Origin of the sequence: Streptomyces chryseus, assembly GCF_014650755.1 — a bacterium.
GTDB lineage: Bacteria > Actinomycetota > Actinomycetes > Streptomycetales > Streptomycetaceae > Streptomyces > Streptomyces chryseus.
In genome coordinates, this window is record NZ_BMVO01000003.1 from 248,800 (window position 1) to 274,579 (window position 25,780).

At 71.4% G+C, this 25,780-nt stretch carries 21 protein-coding genes; 13 read left to right on the forward strand and 8 right to left on the reverse strand.

What is annotated here, in order from left to right:
- Positions 1-45: 45 nt before the first annotated feature.
- The 4 genes from IE185_RS07820 to IE185_RS07835 all read right to left on the reverse strand — a co-directional run bounded on the left by IE185_RS07820 (position 46) and on the right by IE185_RS07835 (position 4,027).
- Positions 46-1,203 carry a hypothetical protein gene (locus IE185_RS07820; RefSeq protein ID WP_138908260.1) on the reverse strand — a complete coding sequence of 386 codons (1,158 nt, stop codon included), beginning with the start codon at positions 1,201-1,203 and terminating at the stop codon, positions 46-48.
- Entirely contained in the window at positions 1,185-1,922 is a 738-nt protein-coding gene (locus IE185_RS07825; RefSeq protein WP_138896796.1) for an ABC transporter ATP-binding protein, read from the reverse strand. Before IE185_RS07825 ends, IE185_RS07820 begins: the two co-directional genes overlap by 19 nt.
- Before the next feature lie 234 nt (positions 1,923-2,156).
- Positions 2,157-3,536, reverse strand: a complete 1,380-nt coding sequence (locus IE185_RS07830; RefSeq protein ID WP_138896797.1) for an aspartate aminotransferase family protein — start codon at positions 3,534-3,536, stop codon at positions 2,157-2,159.
- A complete protein-coding gene (locus IE185_RS07835) occupies positions 3,521-4,027 on the reverse strand; it encodes an Lrp/AsnC family transcriptional regulator (RefSeq protein WP_138896798.1) in 507 nt (168 codons plus the stop codon). Before IE185_RS07835 ends, IE185_RS07830 begins: the two co-directional genes overlap by 16 nt.
- A 164-nt stretch (positions 4,028-4,191) precedes the next feature.
- Between IE185_RS07835 and IE185_RS07840 the strand changes: the two genes are divergently transcribed.
- Together IE185_RS07840 and IE185_RS07845 are read left to right on the forward strand one after the other, a co-directional pair.
- Positions 4,192-5,631, forward strand: coding sequence for a gamma-aminobutyraldehyde dehydrogenase (locus tag IE185_RS07840; protein WP_138896799.1), 1,440 nt, complete (start codon positions 4,192-4,194; stop codon positions 5,629-5,631).
- A gap of 105 nt (positions 5,632-5,736) precedes the next feature.
- Positions 5,737-6,903 carry an ABC transporter substrate-binding protein gene (locus IE185_RS07845; RefSeq protein WP_373303700.1) on the forward strand — a complete coding sequence of 389 codons (1,167 nt, stop codon included), beginning with the start codon at positions 5,737-5,739 and terminating at the stop codon, positions 6,901-6,903.
- A 24-nt stretch (positions 6,904-6,927) separates the two neighbouring features.
- Here IE185_RS07845 and IE185_RS07850 read toward each other — a convergent pair whose 3' ends face one another.
- Together IE185_RS07850 and IE185_RS07855 are read right to left on the reverse strand one after the other, a co-directional pair.
- Positions 6,928-7,614, reverse strand: a complete 687-nt coding sequence (locus IE185_RS07850; RefSeq protein ID WP_138896801.1) for a glycerophosphodiester phosphodiesterase — start codon at positions 7,612-7,614, stop codon at positions 6,928-6,930.
- Between the two features lie 22 nt (positions 7,615-7,636).
- A complete protein-coding gene (locus tag IE185_RS07855) occupies positions 7,637-8,662 on the reverse strand; it encodes an adenosine deaminase (RefSeq protein ID WP_138896802.1) in 1,026 nt (341 codons plus the stop codon).
- A 109-nt stretch (positions 8,663-8,771) separates the two neighbouring features.
- Between IE185_RS07855 and IE185_RS07860 the strand changes: the two genes are divergently transcribed.
- From IE185_RS07860 to IE185_RS07895, 8 genes are all read left to right on the forward strand, one after another.
- Positions 8,772-9,488: a DUF4190 domain-containing protein gene (locus tag IE185_RS07860; protein WP_138896803.1), complete on the forward strand. Its 717-nt coding sequence runs from the start codon at positions 8,772-8,774 to the stop codon at positions 9,486-9,488.
- Positions 9,489-9,835: 347 nt separating this feature from the next.
- Positions 9,836-11,350: a gamma-aminobutyraldehyde dehydrogenase gene (locus IE185_RS07865; RefSeq protein ID WP_138897039.1), complete on the forward strand. Its 1,515-nt coding sequence runs from the start codon at positions 9,836-9,838 to the stop codon at positions 11,348-11,350.
- Between the two features lie 50 nt (positions 11,351-11,400).
- A complete protein-coding gene (locus tag IE185_RS07870; RefSeq protein ID WP_138897038.1) occupies positions 11,401-12,648 on the forward strand; it encodes a polyamine ABC transporter substrate-binding protein in 1,248 nt (415 codons plus the stop codon).
- Between the two features lie 49 nt (positions 12,649-12,697).
- Positions 12,698-13,849 (forward strand): ABC transporter ATP-binding protein, encoded by a 1,152-nt coding sequence (locus IE185_RS07875; protein ID WP_138897037.1) that lies wholly within the window; start codon positions 12,698-12,700, stop codon positions 13,847-13,849.
- The gene (locus IE185_RS07880) at positions 13,846-14,778 is read left to right on the forward strand and encodes an ABC transporter permease (RefSeq protein ID WP_138897036.1); all 933 of its coding nucleotides are present in this window, start codon (positions 13,846-13,848) and stop codon (positions 14,776-14,778) included. The genes IE185_RS07875 and IE185_RS07880 overlap by 4 nt, the downstream gene beginning before the upstream one ends.
- The gene (locus IE185_RS07885; protein WP_138897035.1) at positions 14,778-15,584 is read left to right on the forward strand and encodes an ABC transporter permease; all 807 of its coding nucleotides are present in this window, start codon (positions 14,778-14,780) and stop codon (positions 15,582-15,584) included. Before IE185_RS07880 ends, IE185_RS07885 begins: the two co-directional genes overlap by 1 nt.
- A gap of 21 nt (positions 15,585-15,605) precedes the next feature.
- Entirely contained in the window at positions 15,606-17,021 is a 1,416-nt protein-coding gene (locus IE185_RS07890; protein WP_138897034.1) for an NAD(P)/FAD-dependent oxidoreductase, read from the forward strand.
- Positions 17,022-17,159: 138 nt separating this feature from the next.
- Positions 17,160-17,618 (forward strand): hypothetical protein, encoded by a 459-nt coding sequence (locus IE185_RS07895; RefSeq protein WP_138897033.1) that lies wholly within the window; start codon positions 17,160-17,162, stop codon positions 17,616-17,618.
- Here IE185_RS07895 and IE185_RS07900 read toward each other — a convergent pair.
- The gene (locus IE185_RS07900; protein ID WP_189714856.1) at positions 17,545-18,432 is read right to left on the reverse strand and encodes a phosphatase PAP2 family protein; all 888 of its coding nucleotides are present in this window, start codon (positions 18,430-18,432) and stop codon (positions 17,545-17,547) included. The genes IE185_RS07895 and IE185_RS07900 overlap by 74 nt on opposite strands.
- A gap of 100 nt (positions 18,433-18,532) precedes the next feature.
- A complete protein-coding gene (gene gabT / locus IE185_RS07905) occupies positions 18,533-19,867 on the reverse strand; it encodes a 4-aminobutyrate--2-oxoglutarate transaminase (protein ID WP_189714858.1) in 1,335 nt (444 codons plus the stop codon).
- Positions 19,868-20,115: 248 nt separating this feature from the next.
- Between gabT and IE185_RS07910 the strand changes: the two genes are divergently transcribed.
- The 3 genes from IE185_RS07910 to IE185_RS07920 all read left to right on the forward strand — a co-directional run bounded on the left by IE185_RS07910 (position 20,116) and on the right by IE185_RS07920 (position 25,736).
- Positions 20,116-22,227, forward strand: coding sequence for a type IV secretory system conjugative DNA transfer family protein (locus IE185_RS07910; RefSeq protein ID WP_189714859.1), 2,112 nt, complete (start codon positions 20,116-20,118; stop codon positions 22,225-22,227).
- A 149-nt stretch (positions 22,228-22,376) separates the two neighbouring features.
- On the forward strand, positions 22,377-24,005 hold the full coding sequence (locus tag IE185_RS07915; protein ID WP_138909740.1) for a PucR family transcriptional regulator: 1,629 nt from the start codon (positions 22,377-22,379) through the stop codon (positions 24,003-24,005).
- A gap of 285 nt (positions 24,006-24,290) precedes the next feature.
- Positions 24,291-25,736 (forward strand): aldehyde dehydrogenase family protein, encoded by a 1,446-nt coding sequence (locus IE185_RS07920; protein ID WP_138895132.1) that lies wholly within the window; start codon positions 24,291-24,293, stop codon positions 25,734-25,736.
- The last annotated feature ends 44 nt before the right edge of the window (positions 25,737-25,780 follow it).

The window sequence follows — 25,780 nt, forward strand, 5'->3', positions numbered from 1 at the left end:
GCCGCGCGCCGTCGGCGGACGGGCGGACGGACGGGTGGGCCGGGGTCAGGCGGTCAGCGGAGAGGCGGCCAGGGTCGCCAGGCCCACGGTCACCGGGGCGAAGACCGCGAGGACGGCCGCCGCGCGCAGGGCCGCTGCCGCGCGGAGCGTCTGGGACGGGGCGCCCAGGCCCACCAGGGCCTCCGTGGTCGGCGCGCGGGACTGCCGCATCTCCAGGGCCGCCATCATCAGCGTGGCCACCGTGCAGGCCAGCACCAGCGCCGCGCCGAGCCCGGCCACGGGGCCGAACGGATCGGCGGCGGCCCCGCCGTCGTACAGGGCGGCCGCCGCGATCGCCGCCGACACCACCGCGCAGAGCACCCCCAGCGGGCGGCCGAGGCGGCGGGCCTCGTCCATCAGGACCCGGCCCGCGAGGAGCCGGGCCGCGCCCGGGCGCACCGCCTGGAGAACGCGTCCCGAGAAGTACGTCAGCCCGGGCCCCGCCAGCGCGAGACCGAACGCCGTGAGGGCCCAGCCGGCCAGGACCCCGGCCGGGGCCACGTCCAGCCGGCCCGGCAGCGCGAGCGACGCGCCCGGCCGGCCGCGGCTCACGTACGTCTCGACCGCGAGGCCCGCCGCGACGAGGGCCACGCCCCACGGCAGGCCCGTCGGGGACACCGGGCCGGCGGGCTCGGCGTCCGGGCGCTTCGCCGCGCGCGGCCGCAGCGCCAGGGCGCACGCGGTCGCCGCCGCCACCGGCACCACGCACAGCAGTGTCAGCGCGCCGGCCACGGGCAGCGGCCGGCCCGCGGCCAGCAGCTCCGCTCCCGCGCCGTCGAACGGCAGCCCGGAGAGGTCACCGCGCAGGTGGAGGAAGAAGAGGAGGGCGAGCGCGCTGCCCAGGGTGCACGAGAGCGCCGTGGAGACCGCGGCGAGCGCGGCCAGCCGGGCCGGGCCGAGGCCCACCGCGGAGAGCCCCGTGCGTGGCGCGTTCGTACTCGGGTCGGTACGGGCGACCGCGACGGCGAAGTAGACCGTGGTGGCCAGCGGCGGCAGGCACCACAGCAGGCGCCGCACCGAGCCCGCGGACTGTTCCGGGTGGCCGAGCGCGTATCCCAGGGTGCACAGCAGAAGGAATCCCACGCCGCCGGACGCCGCCGCGACCAGCAGCCGGCGCAGCAGGACGAGCGGGTGGGTGCCGCGGGCTAGACGGAGAGCGAGCACGCGGCCCGGCCTTCCGCACCGTCGTCGCCGTCCGGCTGTACGAAGTTGACGCGGCGCCCGTCGAGCAGCGACAGCGTACGGTCCGCGAGCGTCGCCACCTGCGGGTCGTGGGTCGCGAGGAGCACGGTGATCCGGTGCGAGCGGGCCGCGGTGGTGAGCGTGCGCAGGACCTGGGCGCCGTCCGCGCGGTGCAGCGGCGCGGACGGCTCGTCGGCGAAGAGCACCGCCGGGCCGGTGACCAGGGCGCGGGCGACGGCGACCCGCTGGCGCTGGGACTGGGGGAGCGCGGCCGGCCGCTTGCGCGCGACCGAGCCGATGTCGAGCCGCTCCAGCCACTGCATGGCGGTCTTCTTCGCGGCGCGGTGCGAGACGCCGTGCAGGAGGAGGGGGAGTGCGGCGTTCTCCCAGGCCTTCAGTTCCGGTACGAGCCGGGGCTCGGGGCCGATCCAGCCGAACCGGTCGCCGCGCAGCCTCTCGCGCAGCGGGGCGCTCATGGTGTGCAGGGGGACGCTGTTGAACCAGACCTCTCCCTCCTGGGGGACGATCCGGCCGGACAGGCACTTCAGGAGGGTCGTCTTGCCGCTGCCGCGCGGACCGGTGACGGCGAGGATCTCGCCCTCGCGCACACCCAGCGAAACGCCGGTGAGGGCGGGGGATCCGCCGTGGGAGCAGAGCAGGGAGCGTGCCCACAGCACATCGTTGTCGGGCGGGGCCACCATGGCGTACACCTCGCGTCTTGAGTGTCACAGCAGATATCCCGTCCCCCGGATGGGGGAACGAAGACGGGGCCGATCGGTCACTGCACCGTAAGGACGCGAGGGGTGGTGGCGTGGCAAGCGCGCGGCCCGGATACGTCCGTTCTCACTCGAACGGGCGTATCCGGGCCGGGTCGGGGTCATACGATCAGAGCAAGCTCGGACCGTGGCCGGCACATCCGGCCGGTGGCCCCGGGATCAGAGCTTGGTCCACGCCTCGGTGAGCACCTGGCGCAGGATTCCCTCGATCTCGTCGAAGGTGCCCTGGTTGGAGATCAGCGGCGGGGCGAGCTGGACGACCGGGTCGCCACGGTCGTCGGCGCGGCAGTACAGGCCGTTCTCGAAGAGGGCCTTGGAGAGGAAGCCGTAGAGCACGCGCTCCGTCTCCTCGTCCGTGAAGGTCTCCTTCGTGGCCTTGTCCTTGACCAGCTCGATGCCGTAGAAGAAGCCGTTGCCGCGGACGTCGCCGACGATCGGCAGGTCGTTGAGCTTCTTCAGCGTCGAGTGGAACGCGTCCTCGTTGTCGAGAACGTGCTGGTTGAGGCCCTCGCGCTCGAAGATGTCGAGGTTCGCGCAGCCGACCGCCGCGGAGACCGGGTGGCCACCGAAGGTGTAGCCGTGCAGGAAGGTGTTGTCACCCTTGTAGAACGGCTCGGCCAGGCGGTCCGAGATGATGCAGGCGCCGATCGGGGAGTAGCCCGAGGTCATGCCCTTGGCGCAGGTGATCATGTCCGGTACGTAGTCGAACTTGTCGCACGCGAACATCGTGCCGAGGCGGCCGAAGGCGCAGATGACCTCGTCGGAGACGAGCAGCACGTCGTACTTGTCGCAGATCTCGCGGACCCGCTGGAAGTACCCGGGCGGCGGCGGGAAACAGCCGCCGGCGTTCTGCACCGGCTCCAGGAAGACGGCCGCGACGGTCTCGGGGCCCTCGAAGAGGATCTCCTGCTCGATCTGGTCGGCGGCCCAGCGGCCGAAGGCGACCGGGTCGTCGCCGTGGATCGGCGCGCGGTAGATGTTGGTGTTCGGGACCTTGTGCGCGCCCGGTACGAGCGGCTCGAAGGGGGCCTTGAGGGCCGGCAGGCCGGTGATGGACAGGGCGCCCTGCGGGGTGCCGTGGTAGGCCACCGCGCGGGAGATCACCTTGTACTTGGTGTGGTTGCCGGTGAGCTTGTGGTACTGCTTCGCCAGCTTCCAGGCGGTCTCGACCGCCTCGCCGCCGCCGGTGGTGAAGAAGACCTTGTTGAGGTCGCCCGGCGCGTAGTTCGCGAGGCGCTCGGCCAGCTCTACGGCCTTGGGGTGCGCGTACGACCAGATCGGGAAGAAGGCGAGCTCCTGCGCCTGCTTGTACGCGGTCTCGGCGAGCTCGTGGCGGCCGTGACCGGCGTTCACCACGAACAGGCCGGAGAGGCCGTCGAGGTACTTCTTGCCCTTGTCGTCGTAGATGTAGGTGCCCTCACCACGCACGATGGTGGGCACGGGTGCGTTCTCGTAGGACGACATGCGGGTGAAATGCATCCACAGGTGGTCGTACGCGGTCTTGGAGAGGTCCTGGCTCACGACTATCGGGTTCCCCACATATAGGTCTGCTTCTTCAGCTTGAGGTAGACGAAGCTTTCGGTGGAACGCACGCCGGGGAGCGTGCGGATCCTTCGGTTGATCACTTCGAGCAGGTGGTCGTCGTCCTCGCAGACGATCTCCACCATGAGGTCGAAGGAGCCCGCGGTCATCACCACGTACTCGCATTCGGCCATGGCGGTCAGCGCTTCGGCGACGGGATCGAGGTCACCCTCGACATTGATGCCGACCATGGCCTGGCGCCGGAAACCCACGGTGAGCGGGTCCGTGACGGCGACGATCTGCATCACGCCCTGGTCGAGCAGCTTCTGCACGCGCTGGCGCACGGCCGCTTCGGAGAGGCCGACGGCCTTGCCGATCGCGGCGTAGGGACGGCGACCGTCCTCCTGGAGCTGCTCGATGATCGCCAGAGAGACGGCATCGACCGTTGGGGACGAGCCGTTCCCGGTTCTGGAATCTGTGCTTCTGCTGGCCACGGCTTCACTGTGCACGACGTCTCGCCCGTTCCGCAACCCCAAACCGATGAAATTCGTTGTCTGAGGCTTCCGATCATGCTGAATCCGAAGTTCCTGGCGGGTGGGTATGTCGAAAGCGACACCCGAGCGACTAGGGTGGGGATCTCAGCAATCGGACATCTGACAAGGGAGGGGTGGCTGTGACCACCGAACTGCGCCGCCTGCGCAACTACATCGACGGAGAGTTCCGCGAAGCCGCCGACGGGCGGACCATCGACGTGGTCAACCCGGCTACCGGCGACGTGTACGCCACGTCGCCGCTCTCCGGCCAGGAGGACGTCGACGCCGCCATGGCCGCCGCCGCCGCGGCCTTCCCGGCCTGGCGCGACACCACGCCCGCGGAGCGCCAGAAGGCGCTGCTCAAGATCGCGGACGCCTTCGAGGAGCGCGCCGAGGAACTCATCGCGGCCGAGTCCGAGAACACCGGCAAGCCCCTCGGTCTCACGCGGACCGAGGAACTGCCGCCCATGGTCGACCAGATCCGCTTCTTCGCGGGTGCGGCCCGGCTGCTCGAAGGCCGCTCGGCCGGCGAGTACATGGAGGGCCTGACCTCCATCGTCCGCCGCGAGCCGGTCGGCGTCTGCGCGCAGGTCGCGCCGTGGAACTACCCGATGATGATGGCCGTGTGGAAGTTCGCCCCCGCGCTCGCCGCGGGCAACACCGTGGTCCTCAAGCCCTCGGACACGACTCCCGCGTCGACCGTCCTGATGGCCGAGATCATCGGCAACATCGTCCCCAAGGGCGTCTTCAACGTCGTCTGCGGCGACCGTGACACCGGCCGCGCGATGGTCGAGCACCCGGTACCGGCGATGGCCTCCATCACCGGTTCCGTACGGGCCGGCATGCAGGTCGCCGAGTCCGCCGCCAAGGACGTCAAGCGCGTCCACCTGGAGCTCGGCGGCAAGGCGCCGGTCGTCGTCTTCGACGACACCGACATCGCCAAGGCCGTCGAGGACATCTCCGTCGCGGGCTTCTTCAACGCCGGCCAGGACTGTACGGCCGCGACCCGCGTGCTCGTGCAGGAGTCGATCCACGACGAGTTCGTGACCGCGCTGGCCAAGGCCGCGCAGGACACGAAGACCGGGCAGCCGGACGACGAGGACGTGCTCTACGGCCCGCTGAACAACGCCAACCAGCTCAAGCAGGTCAGCGGCTTCATCGACCGCCTCCCGGCGCACGCCAAGGTCGAGGCGGGCGGCCAGCAGGTCGGCGACAAGGGCTACTTCTACGCCCCCACCGTCGTCTCAGGCCTCCAGCAGGACGACGAGATCATCCAGAACGAGGTCTTCGGCCCCGTCATCACCGTCCAGTCCTTCACGGACGAGGCGCAGGCCCTGGAGTGGGCCAACGGCGTCGAGTACGCGCTGGCCTCCTCGGTGTGGACCAAGGACCACGCGCGGGCGATGCGCATGTCCAAGAACCTCGACTTCGGCTGCGTGTGGATCAACACCCACATCCCGCTCGTCGCGGAGATGCCGCACGGCGGCTTCAAGAAGTCCGGTTACGGCAAGGACCTCTCGGCGTACGGCTTCGAGGACTACACGCGCATCAAGCACGTGATGACCTCGATCGAGGGCTGATCAGGGCGCTGTTCCCCAGGGGCGGGCAATAGACACACTGTCTATTGCCCGCCTTTCGTGCGCGGGGCGAGGGTGGGGGACATGAGTGATCTTGGTCGTGGTCGGGTGTCGCGCCGTACGCTGCTCCGGGGACTCGGGACAGCGGGCGCGCTGGGCGCGCTCGCCGGCTGCGGGGTGCCCGCCGCGTACGTCGAACCGGGCGACCGGGCCGCCGCCGAGGACCGGTCGGAGCGCGACCGCAGCCTCCAGTTCGCCAACTGGCCGCTCTACATCGACACCGACGACGAGAACGCGTCGCGGCGGCCCACCCTCGACGCCTTCACCGAGCGGACCGGGATATCCGTCCGCTACACCGAGGAGATCAACGACAACGACGAGTTCTTCGGGAAGATCAGCCCCTCCTTGATGAACCACCAGGAGACCGGCCGCGACCTCGTCGTCATCAGCGACTGGATGGCCGCCCGGTTCGTCCGCCTGGGCTGGGTGCAGGAGATGGACCGGGCGAAGCAGCCGAACGTCGCCAAGTACCTCGACCCCCAACTGCGCGACCCCGCCTTCGACGCGGGGCGGCGGCACTCCGTGCCCTGGCAGTCCGGGATCACCGGCATCGCGTACAACCGCCGGAAGCTCGGCCACGACATCCGCTCCACCTCCCAGCTGTGGGCCGACGACCTGCGCGGCAGGGTGACGCTCTTCTCGGGACTCGACGAGAGCTTCGCGCTGCTCATGCAGGGGAACGGGGCGGACGTCACCCGGTGGAGCGCCGACGACTTCCACGCGCTGTGCGAGCAGATGGAGAAGCTGGTCGCCCGCAGGCACATCAGGCGCTTCACCGGCAACGACTACATCAAGGACCTGGCGAGCGGTGACGTGCTGGCGTGCCAGGCGTACTCCGGCGACGTCATCCAGCTCAAGGCGGACAACCCCGACATCGAGTTCGTCGTGCCGGAGGAGGGGGCGGAGCTGTGGGCCGAGAGCCTGATGATCCCCAACCTCGCCCGCCACAAGCGCAACGCGGAAAAGCTCGTCGACCACTACTACGCGCCCGAGGTGGCGGCGGAGCTGGCCGCCTGGGTCAACTACGTCTGCCCGGTGCCGGCGGCGCGCGACGTCCTGGCCTCCGCCAAGGACGAGGAGACGGCCGCGCTCGCCGAGGACCCGCTGATCTTCCCCGACGACGCGATGCGCGAGCGGCTGGCGATCGCGCGGGACATCACGGCGGAGGAGCGGGCCGGTTTCGCGAAGAAGTGGAACGCGATCGTCGGGCTGTAGGGCACGGCGCTTCCCCCGGCCGCGTCAGCGCGTGCGCCGCAGGATGCCGTGCAGCGTGTCCACGCGGTTGGTGGTGATGGAGTCGACGCCGCGGCGGATCAGCCGGCGCATCGTACGCCCGGTGTCGGCGGTCCACGCGGAGACCAGCAGCCCGTCCCGGTGCACCCGGTCCGTCAGGTCGCGGCTGACGAGCCCGAAGCGGTAGTTGACCCACCGGGGCTTCACCGCGTCGAGCAGCGTCGGGCGCGGCGGGTTGAGGGTCGTCCAGGTCATGGCGATCTCGGCGCCGGGGTCCTCGGCCCGCACGTCGAGCATGGCGCGGACGCCTCCGCAGTAGTACGCCCGGTCCGCCGCCCCGCACTCATGGACGACGCCGACCACGGCCCGTACCGACTCCGCCGTGGCGCCCGGCAGGTCGATCATGACCCGGTGGGCGCCCAGGGCCTCCAGCCCGTCGCGCAGGGTGGGGACGCCCCCGGCGGTCAGCTCGCGCAGGTCCTGCGCGGTCAGATGGGCGAGCAGCCGCTCGTGGCCCCAGAGCCGCTTCAGCGAGTCGTCGTGGAGGAGGACGGGGACACCGTCGCGGGTCAGCCGGACGTCGATCTCGACGGCGTCCGCGCCGCGCTCCACGGCGGAGCGGAGCGAGGCGAGGGTGTTCTCACGGACCCGGTACGGGTCGCCGCGGTGGGCCACGGCGGTGACAGTGCGCATGGGCCCATTGTCCGGTGACGCGTTACCGGGCGAGCCAGTTCTCGGTGTACGCGTCGATCTCGGCGGCGATACGCCGCTTGCCCGCCGGGTCGAGGAAGGACGCCTCCACGGCGTTCTTGGCGAGGCCGGCGACGCCGCGTTCGTCGAGGCCGAGCAGGCGGGCGGCCACCGCGTACTCGCTGTTGAGGTCGGTGCCGAACATCGGCGGGTCGTCGCTGTTGATCGTCACCAGGACGCCCGCGTCCACCATCTCCCCGAGCGGGTGCTCGTCCAGCGTGGCCACCGCGCGGGTCGCGATGTTGGACGTCGGGCAGACCTCCAGCGCGATGCGGTGCTCGGCGAGGTGGGCCAGCAGTGCCGGGTCCTTGACGGAGCTGGTGCCGTGGCCGATGCGCTCGGCGCCCAGGTGGTTCAGCGCGTCCCAGACGGTCTCGGGGCCGGTCGTCTCACCGGCGTGCGGGACGGAGTGCAGCCCGGCCGCGATCGCGCGGTCGAAGTACGGCTTGAACTGCGGGCGCGGTACGCCGATCTCGGGGCCGCCGAGCCCGAAGGACACCAGGCCCTCGGGGCGCAGGTCCACCGCGAGCCGGGCCGTCTCCTGTGCCGCTTCGAGACCGGCCTCGCCCGGGATGTCGAAGCACCAGCGCAGCACGGTGCCCAGCTCGGTCTCCGCCGCCCTGCGGGCGTCCTCGATGGCCTCCATGAAGGCCTTCTCGTCGATGCCGCGCCGGGTGGAGCTGAACGGCGTGATGGTCAGCTCGGCGTACCGGATGTTCTGCCGGGCCATGTCGCGGGCGACCTCGTACGTCAGCAGCCGGACGTCCTCCGGGGTGCGGATCAGGTCGACGACGGACAGGTACACCTCGACGAAGTGCGCGAAGTCCGTGAACGTGAAGTAGTCCGCCAGCGCCTCGGGGTCGGTCGGGACCTTGGAGTCGGGGTGGCGGGCGGCCAGCTCCGCGACGATGCGGGGGGAGGCGGATCCGACGTGGTGCACATGCAGTTCGGCCTTGGGCAGCCCCGCGACGAACGGGTGCAGATCGGTCATCGGATCCTCCGGAGTACGGGCAGGTGGAGCGGGTGCAAGGATCATCGTAGGCGGGCGGTACGGGCCGGAACACAGGCCGTAGCATGGCGGAACCACGATGGGGGAGCACATGTCAGAGAACGCAAACCACCCCTCGGGCCCGCCGCCCGAGAAGCCGCGGGACCCCTGGGCTCCGCCGGAGCAGTCCGCGCGGAAGGTGCCGCTGGACAAGCCGCCGGCCGACCGTCCCGCCGTGCACGACCAGCAGACGGTCACCTCGATGCCGACCGGGGACCCGGCGCCGGGCTTCGGACCGGGCGGCGCGCAGGGGCAGGGCGCGGTGCCGCCGCCACCGGCCGCGCCGGCGCCTCAGGGCGGCCCGGCGCCGACGGCTCCCGGGCAGTACGGCTACCCGGCGTACGCCGTCGGCCAGCCCCAGACGCCGTACACCACCGGTGGCTACCCCGGGTACCCGGGATACGGCGGCCCGGCCGCCTGGACCGGCCAGCAGGGACCGGCGCCGGCCAACGGGTACGGCATCACCGCGATGGTGCTCGGCATCATCGCCGTCACGTTCTTCTGCGCGTACGGGCTCGGGATCATCCTGGGCGTCCTGGCGCTGATCTTCGGCATCCTGGGCCGCAAGCGGGTGCAGCGCGGCGAGGCGACGAACGCCGGTATGGCGCTGGCCGGGATCATCCTCGGGGTCATCGGCTTCGTGCTGAGCGCGGCGTTCATCGGGTTCATCGTCTGGGCGATCGTCCAGGGGGAGAAGGAGAACGACCTCGACTCGGAGTACGACCCGTACGCGAACTCCTCCCTGGTGATCGAGACCCCGGCCCGCTGACGCACGCGGCCCGAGTTCTCCCCTCCACCCCGCCCCGCCCCTTCCCGGCACCGGCGCGCCCCCCCGGACCACGGTCCGCACGCGCCGGACGGGCGGGGGCGGCCGTGCCGCAGTGGAACGGGCCCTGCGACAACCCTTCCGACCTGCGGTTTCACCCGCGAGCGCCCGTCATGCCACGCGGGGTCGCCCGGCGCCACGGACACTCCGTCCCGTATTCGCGGCTCACCTCGACACATGGTCGACCGATTCCGTCGCGTAACCAAAAGGCAACAACGGAATCCCTTGTTGGTGATCAGTAGCTCTGTCAGGATCGGCACTCAAATCCAGCTGGAGCTACGGAGTGCGTCATGGTCAACCGCTTCCCGGTGCAGGACCGATTCGCGGACGGTGCGCAGTACATCGGCGGACAGCTGCGGGCGGGCACCTCAGGACGTACCCACGCCGTCGTGGACCCCGCGACCGGCGAGACGGTCTACACGTACGAGCTGGCGTCCACCGCTGACGTCGACGCCGCCGTCGCCGCCGCCCGCGATGCGTTCCCCGGATGGGCAGCCACCACCCCCGGCGAGCGCTCCGACGCGATGCACCGGTTCGCCGCCGTCCTCGCCGAGCAGGCGGACGACTTCGCGTACGTCGAGTCGCTCCAGTGCGGCAAGCCCATCAAGCTGTCGACCGAGTTCGACGTGCCCGGCAGTGTCGACAACACCGCGTTCTTCGCGGGCGCGGCCCGGCACCTCGAAGGCAAGTCGGCCGGTGAGTACTCCGGAGACCACACCTCCTACGTACGCCGCGAGCCGATCGGTGTCGTAGGGTCCATCGCCCCGTGGAACTACCCCCTCCAGATGGCCGCCTGGAAGGTCCTGCCGGCGATCGCCGCGGGCAACACCGTCGTCCTCAAGCCCGCCGAGATCACTCCGCTGACGTCGATCATGTTCGCGCAGGCGGCGAAGGAGGCGGGCATCCCGGACGGTGTCGTCAACATCGTCACCGGCGCCGGCAAGGACGTGGGCGAGCACCTCGTCGGGCACCCGGACGTCGTCATGACGTCCTTCACCGGCTCCACGGCCGTCGGCAAGCGCGTGGCCGAGATCGCCACCTCCACCGTCAAGCGCCTCCACCTCGAACTCGGCGGCAAGGCGCCCTTCGTGGTCTTCGACGACGCGGACCTCGAAGCCGCCGTGCACGGCGCGGTGGCCGGCTCGCTCATCAACACCGGGCAGGACTGCACGGCCGCCACCCGCGCCTACGTACAGCGCCCGCTGTACGACGCGTTCGTCGCCGGCGTCGCGGAGCTGATGGACGGCGTGCGGCTCGGTGACCCCTTCGACCCGTCCACCGACCTCGGGCCGCTCATCAGCCACGCCCAGCGCGACCGGGTCGCCGGCTTCGTCGAGCGGGCCCGTGCGTACGCCCGGGTGGTGGCCGGCGGCGAGGCGCCGGGCGGCGATCTCGCCAAGGGCGCCTACTACCGGCCCACCCTCGTCGCCGACGCCCCCCAGGACAGCGAGATCGTCCAGGCCGAGATCTTCGGCCCGGTGCTGGTCGTCCTGCCCTTCGACAGCGACGACGAGGGGATCGCGCTGGCGAACGACACCCCGTACGGACTCGCCGCCTCCGCCTGGACCCGCGACGTGTTCCGCGCGAACCGCGCCACCCGCGAGATCAAGGCGGGCTGCGTGTGGGTCAACGACCACATCCCGATCATCAGCGAGATGCCGCACGGCGGCTACAAGGCCAGCGGCTTCGGCAAGGACATGTCGGCGTACTCCTTCGAGGAGTACACGCAGGTCAAGCACGTGATGTACGACAACACCGCGGTCGCCCGCAAGGACTGGCACCGCACGATCTTCGGGGACCGATAGAGCTACGCCGCACGACCAGCGGCCCTACCCACCCGAAAGGGCACTTGCGCATGGAGCAGTACGAGCCTGACAGCCTGTCCGCGGCCCAAGTGGCCGCCGTGCGACGCAGCGCGACGAGCGGCCGGGGCGCCCTCACCCGCCGCTCCCTGCTGCGCGCCTCAGGCATGGGCGCGCTCGCGGTCGGCGGCCTGGGCACCCTGAGCGCCTGCGGCATCCCGCCCGCCAAGCGGGAAGGCGGCGCCCCGGCGTCCGACGACCACTCGGCCAAGGAGAAGCGGCTCAGCTTCTCCAACTGGACCGAGTACATGGACGTGAGCGAGGACGAGAAGAGCCGGCCCACCCTGGAGGCGTTCACCAGGCGCACCGGGATCACGGTCAAGTACACCGAGGACATCAACGACAACGTCGAGTTCTTCGGCAAGATCAAGCCGCAGCTCGCCGCCGGTCAGGACACCGGACGCGACCTGATCTGCGTCACCGACTGGCTGGCCGCCCGGCTCATCCGGCTCGGCTGGGCGCAGAAGCTCGACCCGGCGAACCTGCCGCACGCGTTCGCCAACCTGTCCCCGCAGTTCCGGTCGCCCGACTGGGACCCGGGCCGGGCCTACTCGTACCCCTGGACCGGCATCTCCACCGTCATCGCGTACAACTCCAAGGCGACCGGCGGCAAGAAGGTCGACTCCGTCAGCCAGATGCTGGAGGACCCCTCCCTCAAGGGGAAGGTCGGCTTCCTGTCGGAGATGCGCGACTCGATCGGCATGACGCTGCTCGACTCGGGCAAGGACCCGGGGAAGTTCAGCGACGACGACTTCGACGCCACCGTCGCCCGGATCCAGAAGGCCGTCGACAAGAAGCAGATCCGCCGCTTCACCGGCAACGACTACACCTCGGACCTCAGCAAGGGCGACCTCGCGGCCTGTCTCGCCTGGGCCGGTGACGTCATCCAGCTCCAGGCCGACAACCCGGACATCAAGTTCGTCATCCCGGAGGCCGGTTACATCACCTCCAGCGACAACCTGCTGGTTCCGGCCAAGGCGCGGCACAAGGCCAACGCCGAGAAGCTCATCGACTACTACTACGAGCCGCCCGTCGCCGCCGAACTCGCCGCGTACATCAACTACGTCTGCCCGGTCGAGGGCGTCCGCGAGGAACTGGCGAAGATCGACGAGTCGATGGCCTCCAACACGCTGATCCTCCCCGACAAGGCGATGGCCGCCAAGTCCCGCGCCTTCCGCTCGCTCACCGGCAAGGAAGAGACGGCGTACGAGGAGAAGTTCGCCAAGCTCATCGGCGCCTGAGCCGCTGTCCGCTTCCGCCCCCCCTCTCACCACCCTGGGACCACACCCCATGACGCAGAAGACAGCAGGCGGCGACGTCCGCCTCTCCGGGATCAGCAAGACCTACGGCTCCTTCACGGCCGTACACCCGCTCGACCTCACCATTCCGCAGGGCTCCTTCTTCGCCCTGCTCGGCGCGTCCGGCTGCGGCAAGACGACCACCCTGCGGATGATCGCGGGACTCGAGGACCCGAGCACCGGCACGGTCTTCCTCGGCGACAAGGACGTCACCGACCTCCAGCCGTACAAGCGCCCGGTCAACACCGTCTTCCAGAGCTACGCGCTCTTCCCGCACCTGAACGTCTCCGAGAACATCGCCTTCGGCCTGCGCCGGCGCGGCATCAAGTCGTACAAGAAGCAGGTCGACGACATGCTGGACCTCGTCCAGCTCGGCGCCTTCGCCGGCCGCAAGCCGCACCAGCTCTCCGGCGGCCAGCAGCAGCGCGTGGCCGTCGCCCGCGCGCTCATCAACCACCCGCAGGTGCTGCTCCTCGACGAGCCGCTGGGCGCGCTCGACCTCAAACTGCGCCGCCAGATGCAGCTGGAGCTCAAGCGCATCCAGACCGAGGTCGGCATCACCTTCGTGCACGTCACGCACGACCAGGAGGAGGCCATGACCATGGCCGACCAGGTCGCGGTGATGAACGGCGGCCGCGTCGAGCAGCTCGGCGCCCCCGCCGACCTGTACGAGAACCCGAGGACGACGTTCGTCGCCAACTTCCTCGGTACGTCCAACCTCATCGAGGCCGAGGTCGTCGAGACGGCGGGCGAGGACACCGTGGTCACCTGCGGCGGCGCCAAGCTCCGCGTCCCCGGCGAGCGGTGCGCCTCGCAGCCCCGCGCCGGCGGAAAGCTGCTCGTCGGCGTACGCCCGGAGAAGGTCTCGGTCGCGCACGCCGACGACGCGGGCAGTGTCGCGACCGGCCGCAACAGGATCACCGGCCGGATCGTGGCGTCCAGCTTCATCGGCGTCTCGACCCAGTACATCGTCGACAGCCCGGCCTGTGCGGACTTCGAGGTGTACGTCCAGAACATCGAGCGCGACGCGCGGCTGGTCCCGGGCGCCGAGGTCGTCATGCACTGGAATCCCGCGCACACCTTCGGTCTCGACGCAGACCAGGACATCGACGCGGGCGTGGAGACGGTGGAGGAGAGCGCGTGAGCGTGACCGACGCGCCGCCCCTGGCGCCCTCACCGGTGGAGCCGCCCGCTCCGCGCAAGCCCGCCACCCGCAAGCGGCTCGTACCGTACTGGCTGCTGCTGCCCGGCATCCTGTGGCTGGTCGTCTTCTTCGCGCTGCCGATGGTCTACCAGGCGTCGACCTCGGTCCAGACCGGCTCGCTGGAGAAGGGCTTCGAGGTCACCTGGCACTTCCAGACCTACTGGGACGCGCTGACGGACTACTACCCGCAGTTCATACGGTCGCTGCTGTACGCCGGCACCGCCACCCTGCTGTGCCTGCTGCTGGGCTACCCGCTCGCGTACCTGATCGCCTTCAAGGCGGGCCGCTGGCGCAACCTCGTCCTGGTACTGGTCATCGCGCCGTTCTTCACCAGCTTCCTGATCCGCACGCTCGCCTGGAAGACGATCCTCGCGGACGGCGGCCCGGTGGTGGACGTGCTGAACACCCTGCACGTCCTGGACGTCACGAGCTGGCTCGGCTGGACCGAGGGCAGCCGCGTGCTGGCCACGCCGATGGCCGTGGTCTGCGGTCTGACGTACAACTTCCTGCCCTTCATGATCCTGCCGCTCTACACCTCCCTGGAGCGCATCGACGGCAGGCTCCACGAGGCGGCCGGTGACCTGTACGCCACCCCGGCGACCACCTTCCGCAAGGTGACCTTCCCGCTCTCCATGCCGGGTGTCGTCTCGGGAACGCTGCTCACCTTCATTCCGGCGAGCGGTGACTACGTCAACGCGGAACTCCTCGGATCCACCGACACGAAAATGGTCGGCAGCGTCATCCAGTCGCAGTTCCTGCGGGTGCTCGACTATCCGACGGCCGCCGCCCTTTCCTTCATCCTGATGGCGATCGTGCTGGCCATGGTCACCGTGTACATCCGCAAGTCCGGGACGGAGGATCTGGTCTGATGTTTGTGATTCGCTGGATACGGCGCAATCTCGTCGTCATCGCCGGGCTGCTGACGCTCGCGTACATGATCCTGCCGAACATCGTCGTCATGGTGTTCTCCTTCAACAATCCGAAGGGGCGTTTCAACTACGCCTGGCAGGAATTCTCGCTGGACGCCTGGAAGGACCCGTGCGGAGTCGCCGACCTGTGCGGCTCGCTCTCCCTCTCGCTCCAGATCGCCGCCTGGGCCACCGTCGGCGCCACCGTCCTCGGCACGATGATCGCCTTCGCGCTGGTCCGCTACCGCTTCCGGGCGCGTGGCGCGATCAACTCGCTGATCTTCCTGCCGATGGCCATGCCCGAGGTCGTCATGGCCGCCTCGCTGCTCACGCTCTTCCTCAACATGGGCGCGCAGCTCGGCTTCTGGACCGTCCTCATCGCGCACATCATGTTCTGCCTCAGCTTCGTGGTGACGGCGGTCAAGGCGCGCGTGATGTCGATGGACCCCCGCCTCGAAGAGGCCGCGCGCGATCTCTACGCCGGGCCCGTGCAGACATTCCTGCGCGTCACCCTGCCGATCGCCGCACCCGGTATCGCCGCCGGAGCGCTGCTCGCCTTCGCGCTTTCCTTCGACGATTTCATCATCACCAATTTCAACGCGGGCTCCACCGTCACCTTCCCCATGTTCGTGTGGGGATCGGCGCAGCGCGGTACGCCTGTGCAGATCAACGTCATCGGCACGGCCATGTTCGTCATCGCCGTACTGATGGTGCTCGGCGGTCAGCTCGTCGCGAACCGCCGGAAGAACAGCGCACAGCCCAAGTAAGCCCTGAAGGAGTTGGAAACCATGGCCCCAGTTGCCATGCGTACTGCTGCACAATCCCTTTCCGGCGCGAAGCCGGTGTCGTTCTGGCTGGACGACCCCGACAAGCCCGCACCACAGCCCGCCCTCACCGGGGACGAGCGCTGCGACCTGCTCGTCGTCGGCGGCGGATACAGCGGACTGTGGACCGCGCTCCTCGCCAAGGAGCGCGACCCCGGGCGGGACGTCGTACTGATCGAGGGGCACGAGGTGGGCTGGGCCGCCTCGGGCCGCAACGGCGGCTTCTGCGCCGCCTCCCTCACCCACGGCCTGGGCAACGGCATCGCGCGCTGGCCCGGCGAGCTGGCCAAGCTGGAGGAACTCGGCGAGCGCAACCTCGACGCCATCGAGGCCGCCGTGGCGGCGTACGGCATCGACTGCGACTTCGAGCGCACCGGTGAGATCGACGTCGCCACCGAGCCGCACCAGCTCGCAGAGCTCAAGGAGATGTACGAGGAGGCCAGGAAGCTCGGCTTCACCGGCCTCGAACTCCTCGACCGGGACCAGGTGCGCGCCGAGGTCGACTCGCCGACCTTCCTCGGCGGCCTGTTCGACCGGCGCGGCGTCGCCCTGCTGCATCCGGCCAAGCTGGCGTGGGGGCTCAAGCGGGCGTGCCTCGGTCTCGGCGTACGGATCTACGAGCACACCCGGGGCCTCGACCTGGTCGCGGCGGGCGCCGGGATGGCGGTGCGCACGCCGTACGGCCGGGTCTTCGCCCGCCGGCTCGCGCTCGGCACCAACATCTTCCCGTCGCTGGTCAAGCGGGTGCGCCCGTACACCGTCCCGGTCTACGACTACGCGCTGATGACCGAGCCGCTCACCGAGGAGCAGCTCGCCTCGATCGGCTGGAAGAACCGGCAGGGCCTGGGCGACAGCGCGAACCAGTTCCACTACTTCCGCCTCAGCGCCGACAACCGGATCCTGTGGGGCGGTTACGACGCCGTCTACCCCTTCGGCGGCAAGCTGAGCGCCGACATGGACCACCGCCCGGAGACGTACCTCAAGCTGGCCGAGCACTTCTTCCGCTGCTTCCCGCAACTGGAGGGCGTGAACTTCAGCCACGCGTGGGGCGGCGCCATCGACACCTGCTCGCGCTTCTCGGCATTCTTCGGGACGGCTCACGCGGGGAAGGTGGCGTACGCCGCCGGGTACACCGGTCTCGGCGTCGGCTCCACGCGCTTCGGCGCGGACGTCATGCTCGACCTGCTCGACGGCGAGCGGACCGAGCGCACGGAGCTGGAGATGGTCCGCAGCAAGCCGATGCCCTTCCCGCCGGAACCTTTCGCCTGGGCGGGCATCGGGATCACCAAGTGGTCGCTGGCCCGCTCGGACGACAACGGGGGGCGCCGCAACCTGTGGCTGAAGGCCATGGACAAGCTGGGACTCGGCTTCGACAGCTGAGCCCCGGCCGGCGCCGGGCGGGTGCGGCTGATACCCGGCTCACACCAATGAGGTGACCGCACCCGCGTCATAGTGCGGGCCCGTCCCCCTCTCCCTCGTGAACGCACTGGCTGCGCACACGAACGGAGGCTGGACGACATGACCGGCTCAGGGGCACACACGGCGGTGGACTGGCTCGTATCGGTGGCACCGGATCCCGACGCCTGCCGCTGGGAATGGGAGCGCAACCCGCTGGGGGTCGCTCTCCTTCCCGCCGGCAGGCGCTGGGACGTCCTGATCCTGCCCGGGGGGCTGGGCTACCCCACGCTCGACATCCTGGCGCGCCTCGTCGACCGCCCCGGCCCCGTGCTCGCCGACTTCGGCGACTCCCGCATGGGTTTCTTCGTACCGGCGGGCACGGTCGGCCGCTGGATCGGCACGGGCGTACGCGGCGCGGGGCGCGGCACCTGGATCGTCGTCCCCTATCCCGGCCGTGCGGCCGGCGGAGTCCGCTGGCTCGTCCTGCCGGACGGCAGGGGCACGCTCACCGATCCGGCGCTGCTCGAACTCGCGATGCACGAGGCGGCCGCCTCGATCGCCCGGGAAGGCGGTGGCTGAGCAGCAGGAGCATCAGGCACAGGCACCAGCTGCCGACGACGTCCAGCGGCCAGTGGTAGCCGCGCAGGACGAGACCGGCGCCGGTGGCGAGGGCCAGTACGAGCGCGAGGACCGCGGGCCACCAGCGGCGCCGGCGTACGTACGCGCACAGGAGCAGGGCCGCGCCGCAGTAGGCGACGACCGCGGTGGCCGTGTGCCCGGACGGGTAGTAGCCGGTGTCCCGGGTGAGCGGGCCGGTACGGGCGATCCACGACTTGAGCGGGACCACCAGGGCGGGCACCGCCGCCATGGCGAGCGCGGCGGCCGAGACGCGGGGGAGAGCGGCGCGGCCGCCGCGCCACAGGGCGTACGCGAGCGAGGCGGCCAGGACGGGCAGCGCGACCGCCGTGCTGCCGAGATCGGCGAAAAATTCCGTGAGGCCGGTGGGGCCGCGGCCGAAGAGGGCCCGGCCGAGGCGCTCGTCGGCGCGGCGCAGCGGGCCGGCGGCGGCGACCTGCCAGGTGACCAGCGCGAAGGCGAGCCCGCAGAGGGCGAAGAGTGCTACGAGGCCGCGGGGTCCGGGGAGCCGGGGGAGTCCGGAGAGCCGGCAGAGGAAAGCCGGCTGCCCCGGAACAGGGGGGGTGGTTCCGGGGCAGCCGCCTGGACCGGGCTGCCGCGCGCCCCGGGGGGTGTGGGGCGGGCGGCCATCCGATCGGTGAGGAGTTCCGGAGCCCGAAGCTCCGGTCATGTGCGCGAAGGCACGGCCAGGGCGGGGCAGGGGGTGCCTCGACCTGGAACCACCCGCAGTCCCCTGCGAGCGGGGTGTTTCACTCATCTGCCGAAACCGTACGCCAGCGAGTGGGAGGCCGACAGCCGGAACTCCATCCCGCCATTGGCCCCCCACCCTTTCTTCACAGGTCGCACGTCTTCACAGGTCACACGCCGGCGAAGGCCGCCTCGATGATGTCCAGACCCTCGTTGAGCAGGTCCTCGCCGATGACGATCGGCGGCAGGAAGCGGAGCACGTTGCCGTAGGTTCCGCAGGTCAGGACCAGCAGACCCTCGGCGTGGCATGCCTTGGCGAGCGCGCCGGCGGCAGCCGCGTTCGGCTCCTTGGTGTCGCGGTCCGTCACGAGCTCGATGGCGATCATGGCGCCGCGGCCACGGATGTCGCCGATGATGTCGAACTTCTCGGCCATGGTGGCCAGACGGCCCTTCATGACCTCCTCGATGCGCTTGGCCTTCGCGTTGAGGTCCAGCTCCTTCATCGTCTCGATGGAGCCGAGCGCGCCGGCGCAGGCCACCGGGTTGCCGCCGTACGTGCCGCCCAGGCCGCCGCCGTGCGGGGCGTCCATGATCTCGGCGCGGCCGGTCACGGCGGCGAGCGGCAGACCGCCCGCGATGCCCTTGGCGGTCGTGATCAGGTCGGGGACGATGCCCTCGTCCTCACAGGCGAACCACTGGCCGGTGCGGCAGAAGCCGGACTGGATCTCGTCGGCGACGAAGACGATGCCGTTGTCGTTGGCGAACTTCACGATCTCCGGCAGGAAGCCCTTGGCGGGCTCGATGAAGCCGCCCTCGCCGAGCACCGGCTCGATGATGATCGCGGCGACGTTGTCGGCGCCGACCTGCTTGTTGATCTGGTCGATCGCCTGCGCCGCGGCCTCGGGGCCGCAGTTCTCGGCGCCGGTCGGCCAGCGGTAGCCGTAGGCGACCGGGACGCGGTAGACCTCGGGGGCGAACGGACCGAAGCCGTGCTTGTACGGCATGTTCTTCGCGGTCAGCGCCATCGTGAGGTTCGTACGGCCGTGGTAGCCGTGGTCGAAGACGACGACGGCCTGGCGCTTGGTGTACGCGCGGGCGATCTTGACGGCGTTCTCGACGGCCTCGGCGCCGGAGTTGAACAGCGCGGACTTCTTGGCGTGGTCGCCCGGGGTCAGCTCGGCGAGGGCCTCACAGACCTCGACGTAGCCCTCGTACGGCGTGACCATGAAACAGGTGTGGGTGAAGTCCTGGAGCTGCGCGGAGGCGCGGCGTACCACGGCCTCGGCGGAGGCGCCGACGGAGGTCACGGCGATACCGGAGCCGAAGTCGATCAGGCGGTTGCCGTCGACGTCCTCGATGATGCCGCCGCCCGCGCGCGCGGTGAAGACGGGCAGCACGGAGCCCACGCCACCGGCGACCGTGGCGGTGCGCCGGGCCTGAAGCTCGGCCGACTTCGGGCCGGGAATCGCGGTGACGACGCGGCGCTCCTGCGGGATTGCGGTCATGGGGGGCTCCTGGGGGTATTCCGGACGCTTCTTTACTTCGCAGGCTAGGGGTGGTGGGTGGGGGGTGGCATGTTCCGTTCGGGAGAAGTGGGGGCGTGTCCTTGTCCGTGACGGACATAGCGGGTGCGGGACGGCGCCGCGGGCGACATCGGCCCGGCCCGGGCGCGCGACGGTGAACTGCCCTGCCCCGGGCACTAGATTGAAGCCCTGCGCACAGGCTGGTCAGGGGACGAGGGGCAGGGCAGTACATGGACACCGAGGGCACGGCCACACCCGGCACACCCGACGCGAGCGCCACCCCGGCCCACCCCGTACCGCGCCCCGCCGGTCCGCCCCCCGCCGTACCGCCCGCCCCCACCCACGCCCCGGCCACCGGGCCGAGCCTCACCGACTGGCTGCGGACCCCGCGCAACGCCGACGGCCCCGGCGTCTGGTCGTACGGCCATGTCCCGCGCCCGGCGGAGGAGCCCGAGACCGTCCCCGGCCGCCAGCTCGTCAGCGGCGCCCTGATCTCGCTCCTCACCGCCCTGCTCATCTGGTCGCTCTGCTGGAACGGCTACATCAGCTTCTGGCTCTGGCCGCTCTTCTGGTTCACCCCCGAAGCGTGGCGCGAGGACGGCGGCAACATGGCCTACGTCTGGGTCTCGTACCTCTACTACGGCCTGTTCGCCCTCCTCCTCGCCGTCGCCTTCGGCCGCATGGGCCGCTGGGCCGAGGTCGTACGCCGCTACCTCCTCCCCAAGCCCGCCGCCGCCCGCGCCGTGCCCGACCCCCGCACCGAACCCGGTTCCGCCGCCGACCCCGCCGCCTGGCCCGAGCTGCGCGACGCCGGCCAGGCCGCGGCCGCCGCCCGGCTCGCGGAGGAGACCGGGTCCGGGCGTATGAACGACGTCGACCACACCCGGATCCGCCGCGCCTGGCAGTCCGTACGGGCCGACCCCACCCGGCTGAGCGCCTTCACCGACACCGTCCTGCGCAACGGCGCCGCCGCCTGCACCCACCCCTCCGGGGCGCGCGACCTGCCCGTACGCGCCGCAGCGCACGACCTGTACGCCCGCCAGGTCAGGCTCGGCACCGTCCATCCGGGCGAGCGCAACCCCTACGCCCGACGCGGTACCGGCCTCGCCCTCGACCCGGAGCTGCTCGGCACCTCCCTCGTCGCCGTCGGCCCGCCCGGCACCGGCAAGACCAGGGCCCTGGTGCGGCCCGTCGTCGAATCGCTCGCCCTGCAGGCCCTGGCCGGCCAGGCCGCCGTCATCGCCGTCGCGGCGGCCGGGACGCCACTCGGCCCGGACGAGGCGTACGACGTCGTGATCAAGCTCGGCGACCCGGCCTCCCTGTACGACCTGGACCTGTACGGCGGCACCACCGACCCGGACGAGGCCGCCGCCGTGCTCGCCGAGGGCTTCGTCGGCGACCTCCCCGACGTCGACAGCCGCCGCGCCGCCACCGCCCTCGCCCAGCTCCTCGGCCCGTACCGGGCCGCCTACGGCCGCTTCCCCTCCGTACCCGAGCTGCGCGAGCTCCTCGACGGCGTGCCCGCCGCGCTCGGCGCGCTGCGCGAGGCCCTGGACGACGGTTCGCGGTACGCCCTCCAGCGCGAGCTCGACGCGCGGGCGCGCCAGTCCGGCGCTCCCGGCGACCCGGGGCTCGCGCTCGCCGACCGGGTCGCGCTGCTCGACCGGCCGGCGTTCGCCTCCTTCTTCGACACCAGCGGCAGGACCCGGCCCTTCTCGCTGCGGTCCCTCGAACACCCGCTGCGGGTCCGGATCGACCTGCCCGAGCGCGGTCACGCCGAGGCGTCCCGGATGCTCGCACGGCTCGTCCTCGCCCAGTTCACGGCGAGCGCCGCGCACCGCGCCGACCGCTCGCTCTTCGCCTGCCTGGTGCTGGACGACGCGACGCGCGCGATCACCGCCGAGACCGTGCGCGCCATCCAGCGCCTGCGGTCGGCCCACGCGGGTGCGGTGATCACGCTGCGGTCGCTGGACGACGTACCGGAGCACCTGCACGCGGCGCTGCTCGGCGCGGTGGGATGCCGGATGGCCTTCTCGGGGGTCACCACGTGGGACGGAAAGCGGTTCGCCGAGGCGTGGGGGACCGAATGGGTCGAGACGCGTGACGTGACGAGCCGGACGGTCTTCGCCGACCAGCCGCTCACCCGCGCCCTGCACGTCTTCCGGCGGATCGTGACCGGCAAGGCCGTGACGACGGACGCGATCACGGTACGCAAGGTCGAGCGCGAGCGGTGGTCCGCGTCCGAACTGGCGCACTCGGTACCCGCCGGGCACGCGGTGCTGTCGCTGACCACGGTGCGCGGCGAACACGCTCCGCCGCTGCTGGTGGATCTGCGGAGCTGAGCGGCGGCGGAGCGGACGGCTGAGTGGCGCGGTGCCGGGTACCCATACGTCCTGGCAGAATCGAAGTGAGCCGTTCATACGCGACGGCGAAAATCCTCCGCATCGACCCCGCCGCCGCACCACCCCTCCGTCCTTAAGGTCAGCCGTCCATGCCGCCCACTCTCGCCTCCCTCGTCCACCACTCGGCGCTCAAGCTCACCGTGCGCGCCGGTGAGGACCGGCTGGACACGCCCGTGCGCTGGGCCCACGTCAGCGAGCTCCCCGACCCCGTCCCGTACATGGAGGGCGGCGAACTGCTGCTCGTCACCGCCGTGAAGCTGGAGGCCGAGGACCCGGAAGTGATGCGCCAGTACGTGCGTCGGCTGGCCGGGGCGGGCGTCGTGGGCCTCGGCTTCGCCATCGGCGTCCACTACGACGACATCCCGCAGGCTCTCGTCGACGCCGCCACCGAGGAGGGCCTGCCGCTGCTGGAAGTGCCCCGGCGTACGCCCTTCCTCGCCATCAGCAAGGCGGTCTCCGCCGCGAACGCCGCCGACCAGTACCGCGCCGTGACCGCCGGGTTCGAGGCGCAGCGCGAGCTGACGAAGGCGGCCCTCTCCGGGGACGGGCCCGGTGACCTGCTGGCCCGGCTCGCGTCGCACGTCAACGGCTGGGCCGCGCTGTACGACGTCTCCGGCTCGGTGGTCGCCGCCGCCCCGGACTGGGCCGCGCGCCGGGCCGCCCGGCTCACCGCCGATGTGGAGCGGCTGCGGGAGCGGCCGGCGCCCGCGAGCTCCGTCGTCGGGGGCGGCGGGGCGGACGGCGACGCCGAGGCGGACGACCGCGTCGAACTCCAGTCGCTGGGCGCGGGGCGGCGCGTGCGGGGCGTACTGGCGGTCGGCACGGGGGCTCCGCTGGGCACGGCCGAGCGGTACGCCGTGCACTCGGCGATCGCGCTGCTGACCCTGACCACGGAGCGGTCGCGGTCCCTGCAGGCGGCCGAGCAGCGGCTCGGTGCGGCGGTTTTGCGGATGCTGCTGGCGGGGGAGCCTGACCATGCCCGCGCGGTGGCGGGGGAGCTGTACGGGGCGCTGCTGGACGCCCCCTTCCGGCTCCTCATCGCCGAGCCGGCCGCCGCGGAGGCGGAGGGCGCGCCGGCCGCGACCGACCCGCTGGGCGCCCTCGCCGACGCGATGGAGTCGGCGGCGCTGCGGGCGGGGGAGCCGGTCCTGGTGGTGCCGGACGGCGAACGGCTGGTGGTACTGGCGGCGGACGGCGGCGAAGCGGTGGAGGCGTGCCTGGCCCTGACCGAGGCGCTGCGCGGCGACTCGGCGCGGCCGCACGAGCCGGCGGACGCGGACGACCTGGTGGTCGGCCTCTCGGCGCCGGCCGGGCCGATCACGGCGGTCGGCGCGTACAAGCAGGCGGAACAGGCGCTCTCGGTCGCCCGGCGGCGGGGCCGCGCGCTGGTCGAGCACGAGGAGCTGGCGGCGGGTTCGGTGATGCAGCTGCTGGCGGACGACGCCGTGCGGTCCTTCGCGGACGGGACGCTGCGGGCGCTGCACGAACACGACGCGAAGGGCCGGGGCGACCTGATCGCGTCCCTGCGGGCGTGGCTCTCCCGGCACGGCCAGTGGGACGCGGCGGCGGCGGACCTGGGCGTCCACCGGCACACGCTGCGCTACCGGATGCGTCGGGTCGAGGAGATCCTGGGCCGGTCCCTGGACGACGCGGACGTACGGATGGAGCTGTGGCTGGCCCTCAAGGCGACGTCCGGGGCGGGGTCCGGCGCCGCCTGAGGCGGCGCCCGTGGGGCCGGCCTGGGAAGTTGCCCCGCCGGGCGGGCCTCCGTCCTGTCCGGCGTTCCGAGGGCACATCCGGAGGGCGCCCGGGCCCCGGGCCCGGGCCTCCGCCGCCCCGCACCCCGCCTCCACCCGCCCCGGCCGGAGGCGCCACGGCGTGTCGTCCTCCAAACCGGCGTCCCCGCGACGCGCAGCACTCCACGTCGGACAAACGACCTGCGGCCCTCGCACCCCTACCGTGGTGGCATCAGCACCCACCCCCTCGGAAGGGCCGGAAACGACATGACTTCCACCCACGCCTTCTGGCTCGCCGGCCGCCAGGCCACCGGCGAGGACGCGTTCGACGTCACGTCCCCCTGGGACGGCCGGCTCGTCGGTACCGTGAGCATCCCCACCGACGCGCAGGTCGAAGAGGCCGTCGCCGCCGCGCACGCCGTGGAGGCCGAGTTCGCGGCCACCCCCGCGCACGTCCGCGCCGCCGCCCTCGACCACGTCAGCAAGCGTCTCGTGGAGCGGACGGAGGAGATCGCGCAGCTGATCTCCGCCGAGAACGGCAAGCCGATCAAGTGGGCCCGCGGTGAAGTCGGCCGCGCCGTTTCCGTGTTCCGGTTCGCCGCCGAGGAGGCTCGTCGTTTCAACGGCGGCGAGGCCCAGCGCCTCGACACCGACGCCGGTGGCGTCGGCCGCCTCGCCCTGACGCGCCGCTTCCCCCGCGGCACCGTCCTCGGCATCGCGCCGTTCAACTTCCCGCTGAACCTGTGCGCGCACAAGGTCGCCCCGGCCATCGCCGTCGGCGCCCCGATCATCCTCAAGCCGGCGCCCGCCACGCCGCTGTCCGGCCTGATCCTGGGTGAGCTGCTCGCCGAGACCGACCTGCCGGCCGGTTCGTGGTCGGTGCTGCCGGTCGCCAACGACAAGATGCCCGCGCTGGTGCAGGACGAGCGCCTGCCCGTCATCTCCTTCACCGGGTCCGAGAAGGTCGGTTACGCGATCATGGACTCGGTGCCGCGCAAGCACTGCACCCTGGAGCTCGGCGGCAACGGCGCGGCCGTCGTCCTCGCCGACTGGGCCTCGGACGAGGACCTGGACTGGGCCGCGACCCGCATCGCGACCTTCTCCAACTACCAGGCCGGCCAGTCCTGCATCTCCGTGCAGCGCGTGATCGCCGACGCGTCCGTGTACGAGCGTCTCGTCCCGAAGATCGTCGCGGCCGTCGAGGCCCAGGTCACCGGCGACCCGAACGACGCTTCCACCGACGTCGGCCCGCTGGTCAACGAGGACGCCGCCAAGCGCGTCGAGTCGTGGGTCGACGAGGCCGTCAGGGCCGGCGCGAGCCTGCTGACCGGCGGAAAGCGCGAGGGTGCCTCGTACGCCCCGACCGTTCTCGCCGACGTACCGGCCGACACCACGGTCTCCTGCGAGGAGGTCTTCGGCCCGGTCCTGACGATCCGCAAGGTGGAGGGCGAGGCCGAGGCGTTCGCCGCGGTCAACGACTCCAAGTACGGCCTCCAGGCGGGCGTGTTCACGCACGACCTCCAGACGGCCTTCCGCGCCCACCGCGAGCTGGAGGTCGGCGGCGTGATCGTCGGCGACGTCCCGTCGTACCGCGCGGACCAGATGCCGTACGGCGGTGTCAAGCAGTCCGGCGTCGGCCGCGAGGGTGTGCGGTTCGCGATGGACGACTACACGTACGAGCGGGTCATGGTCTTCACGGGCCTCGCCCTCTGACCCCGTACGCCACCTGAACGACGGCCGGAGCCCACTGTGCGGGG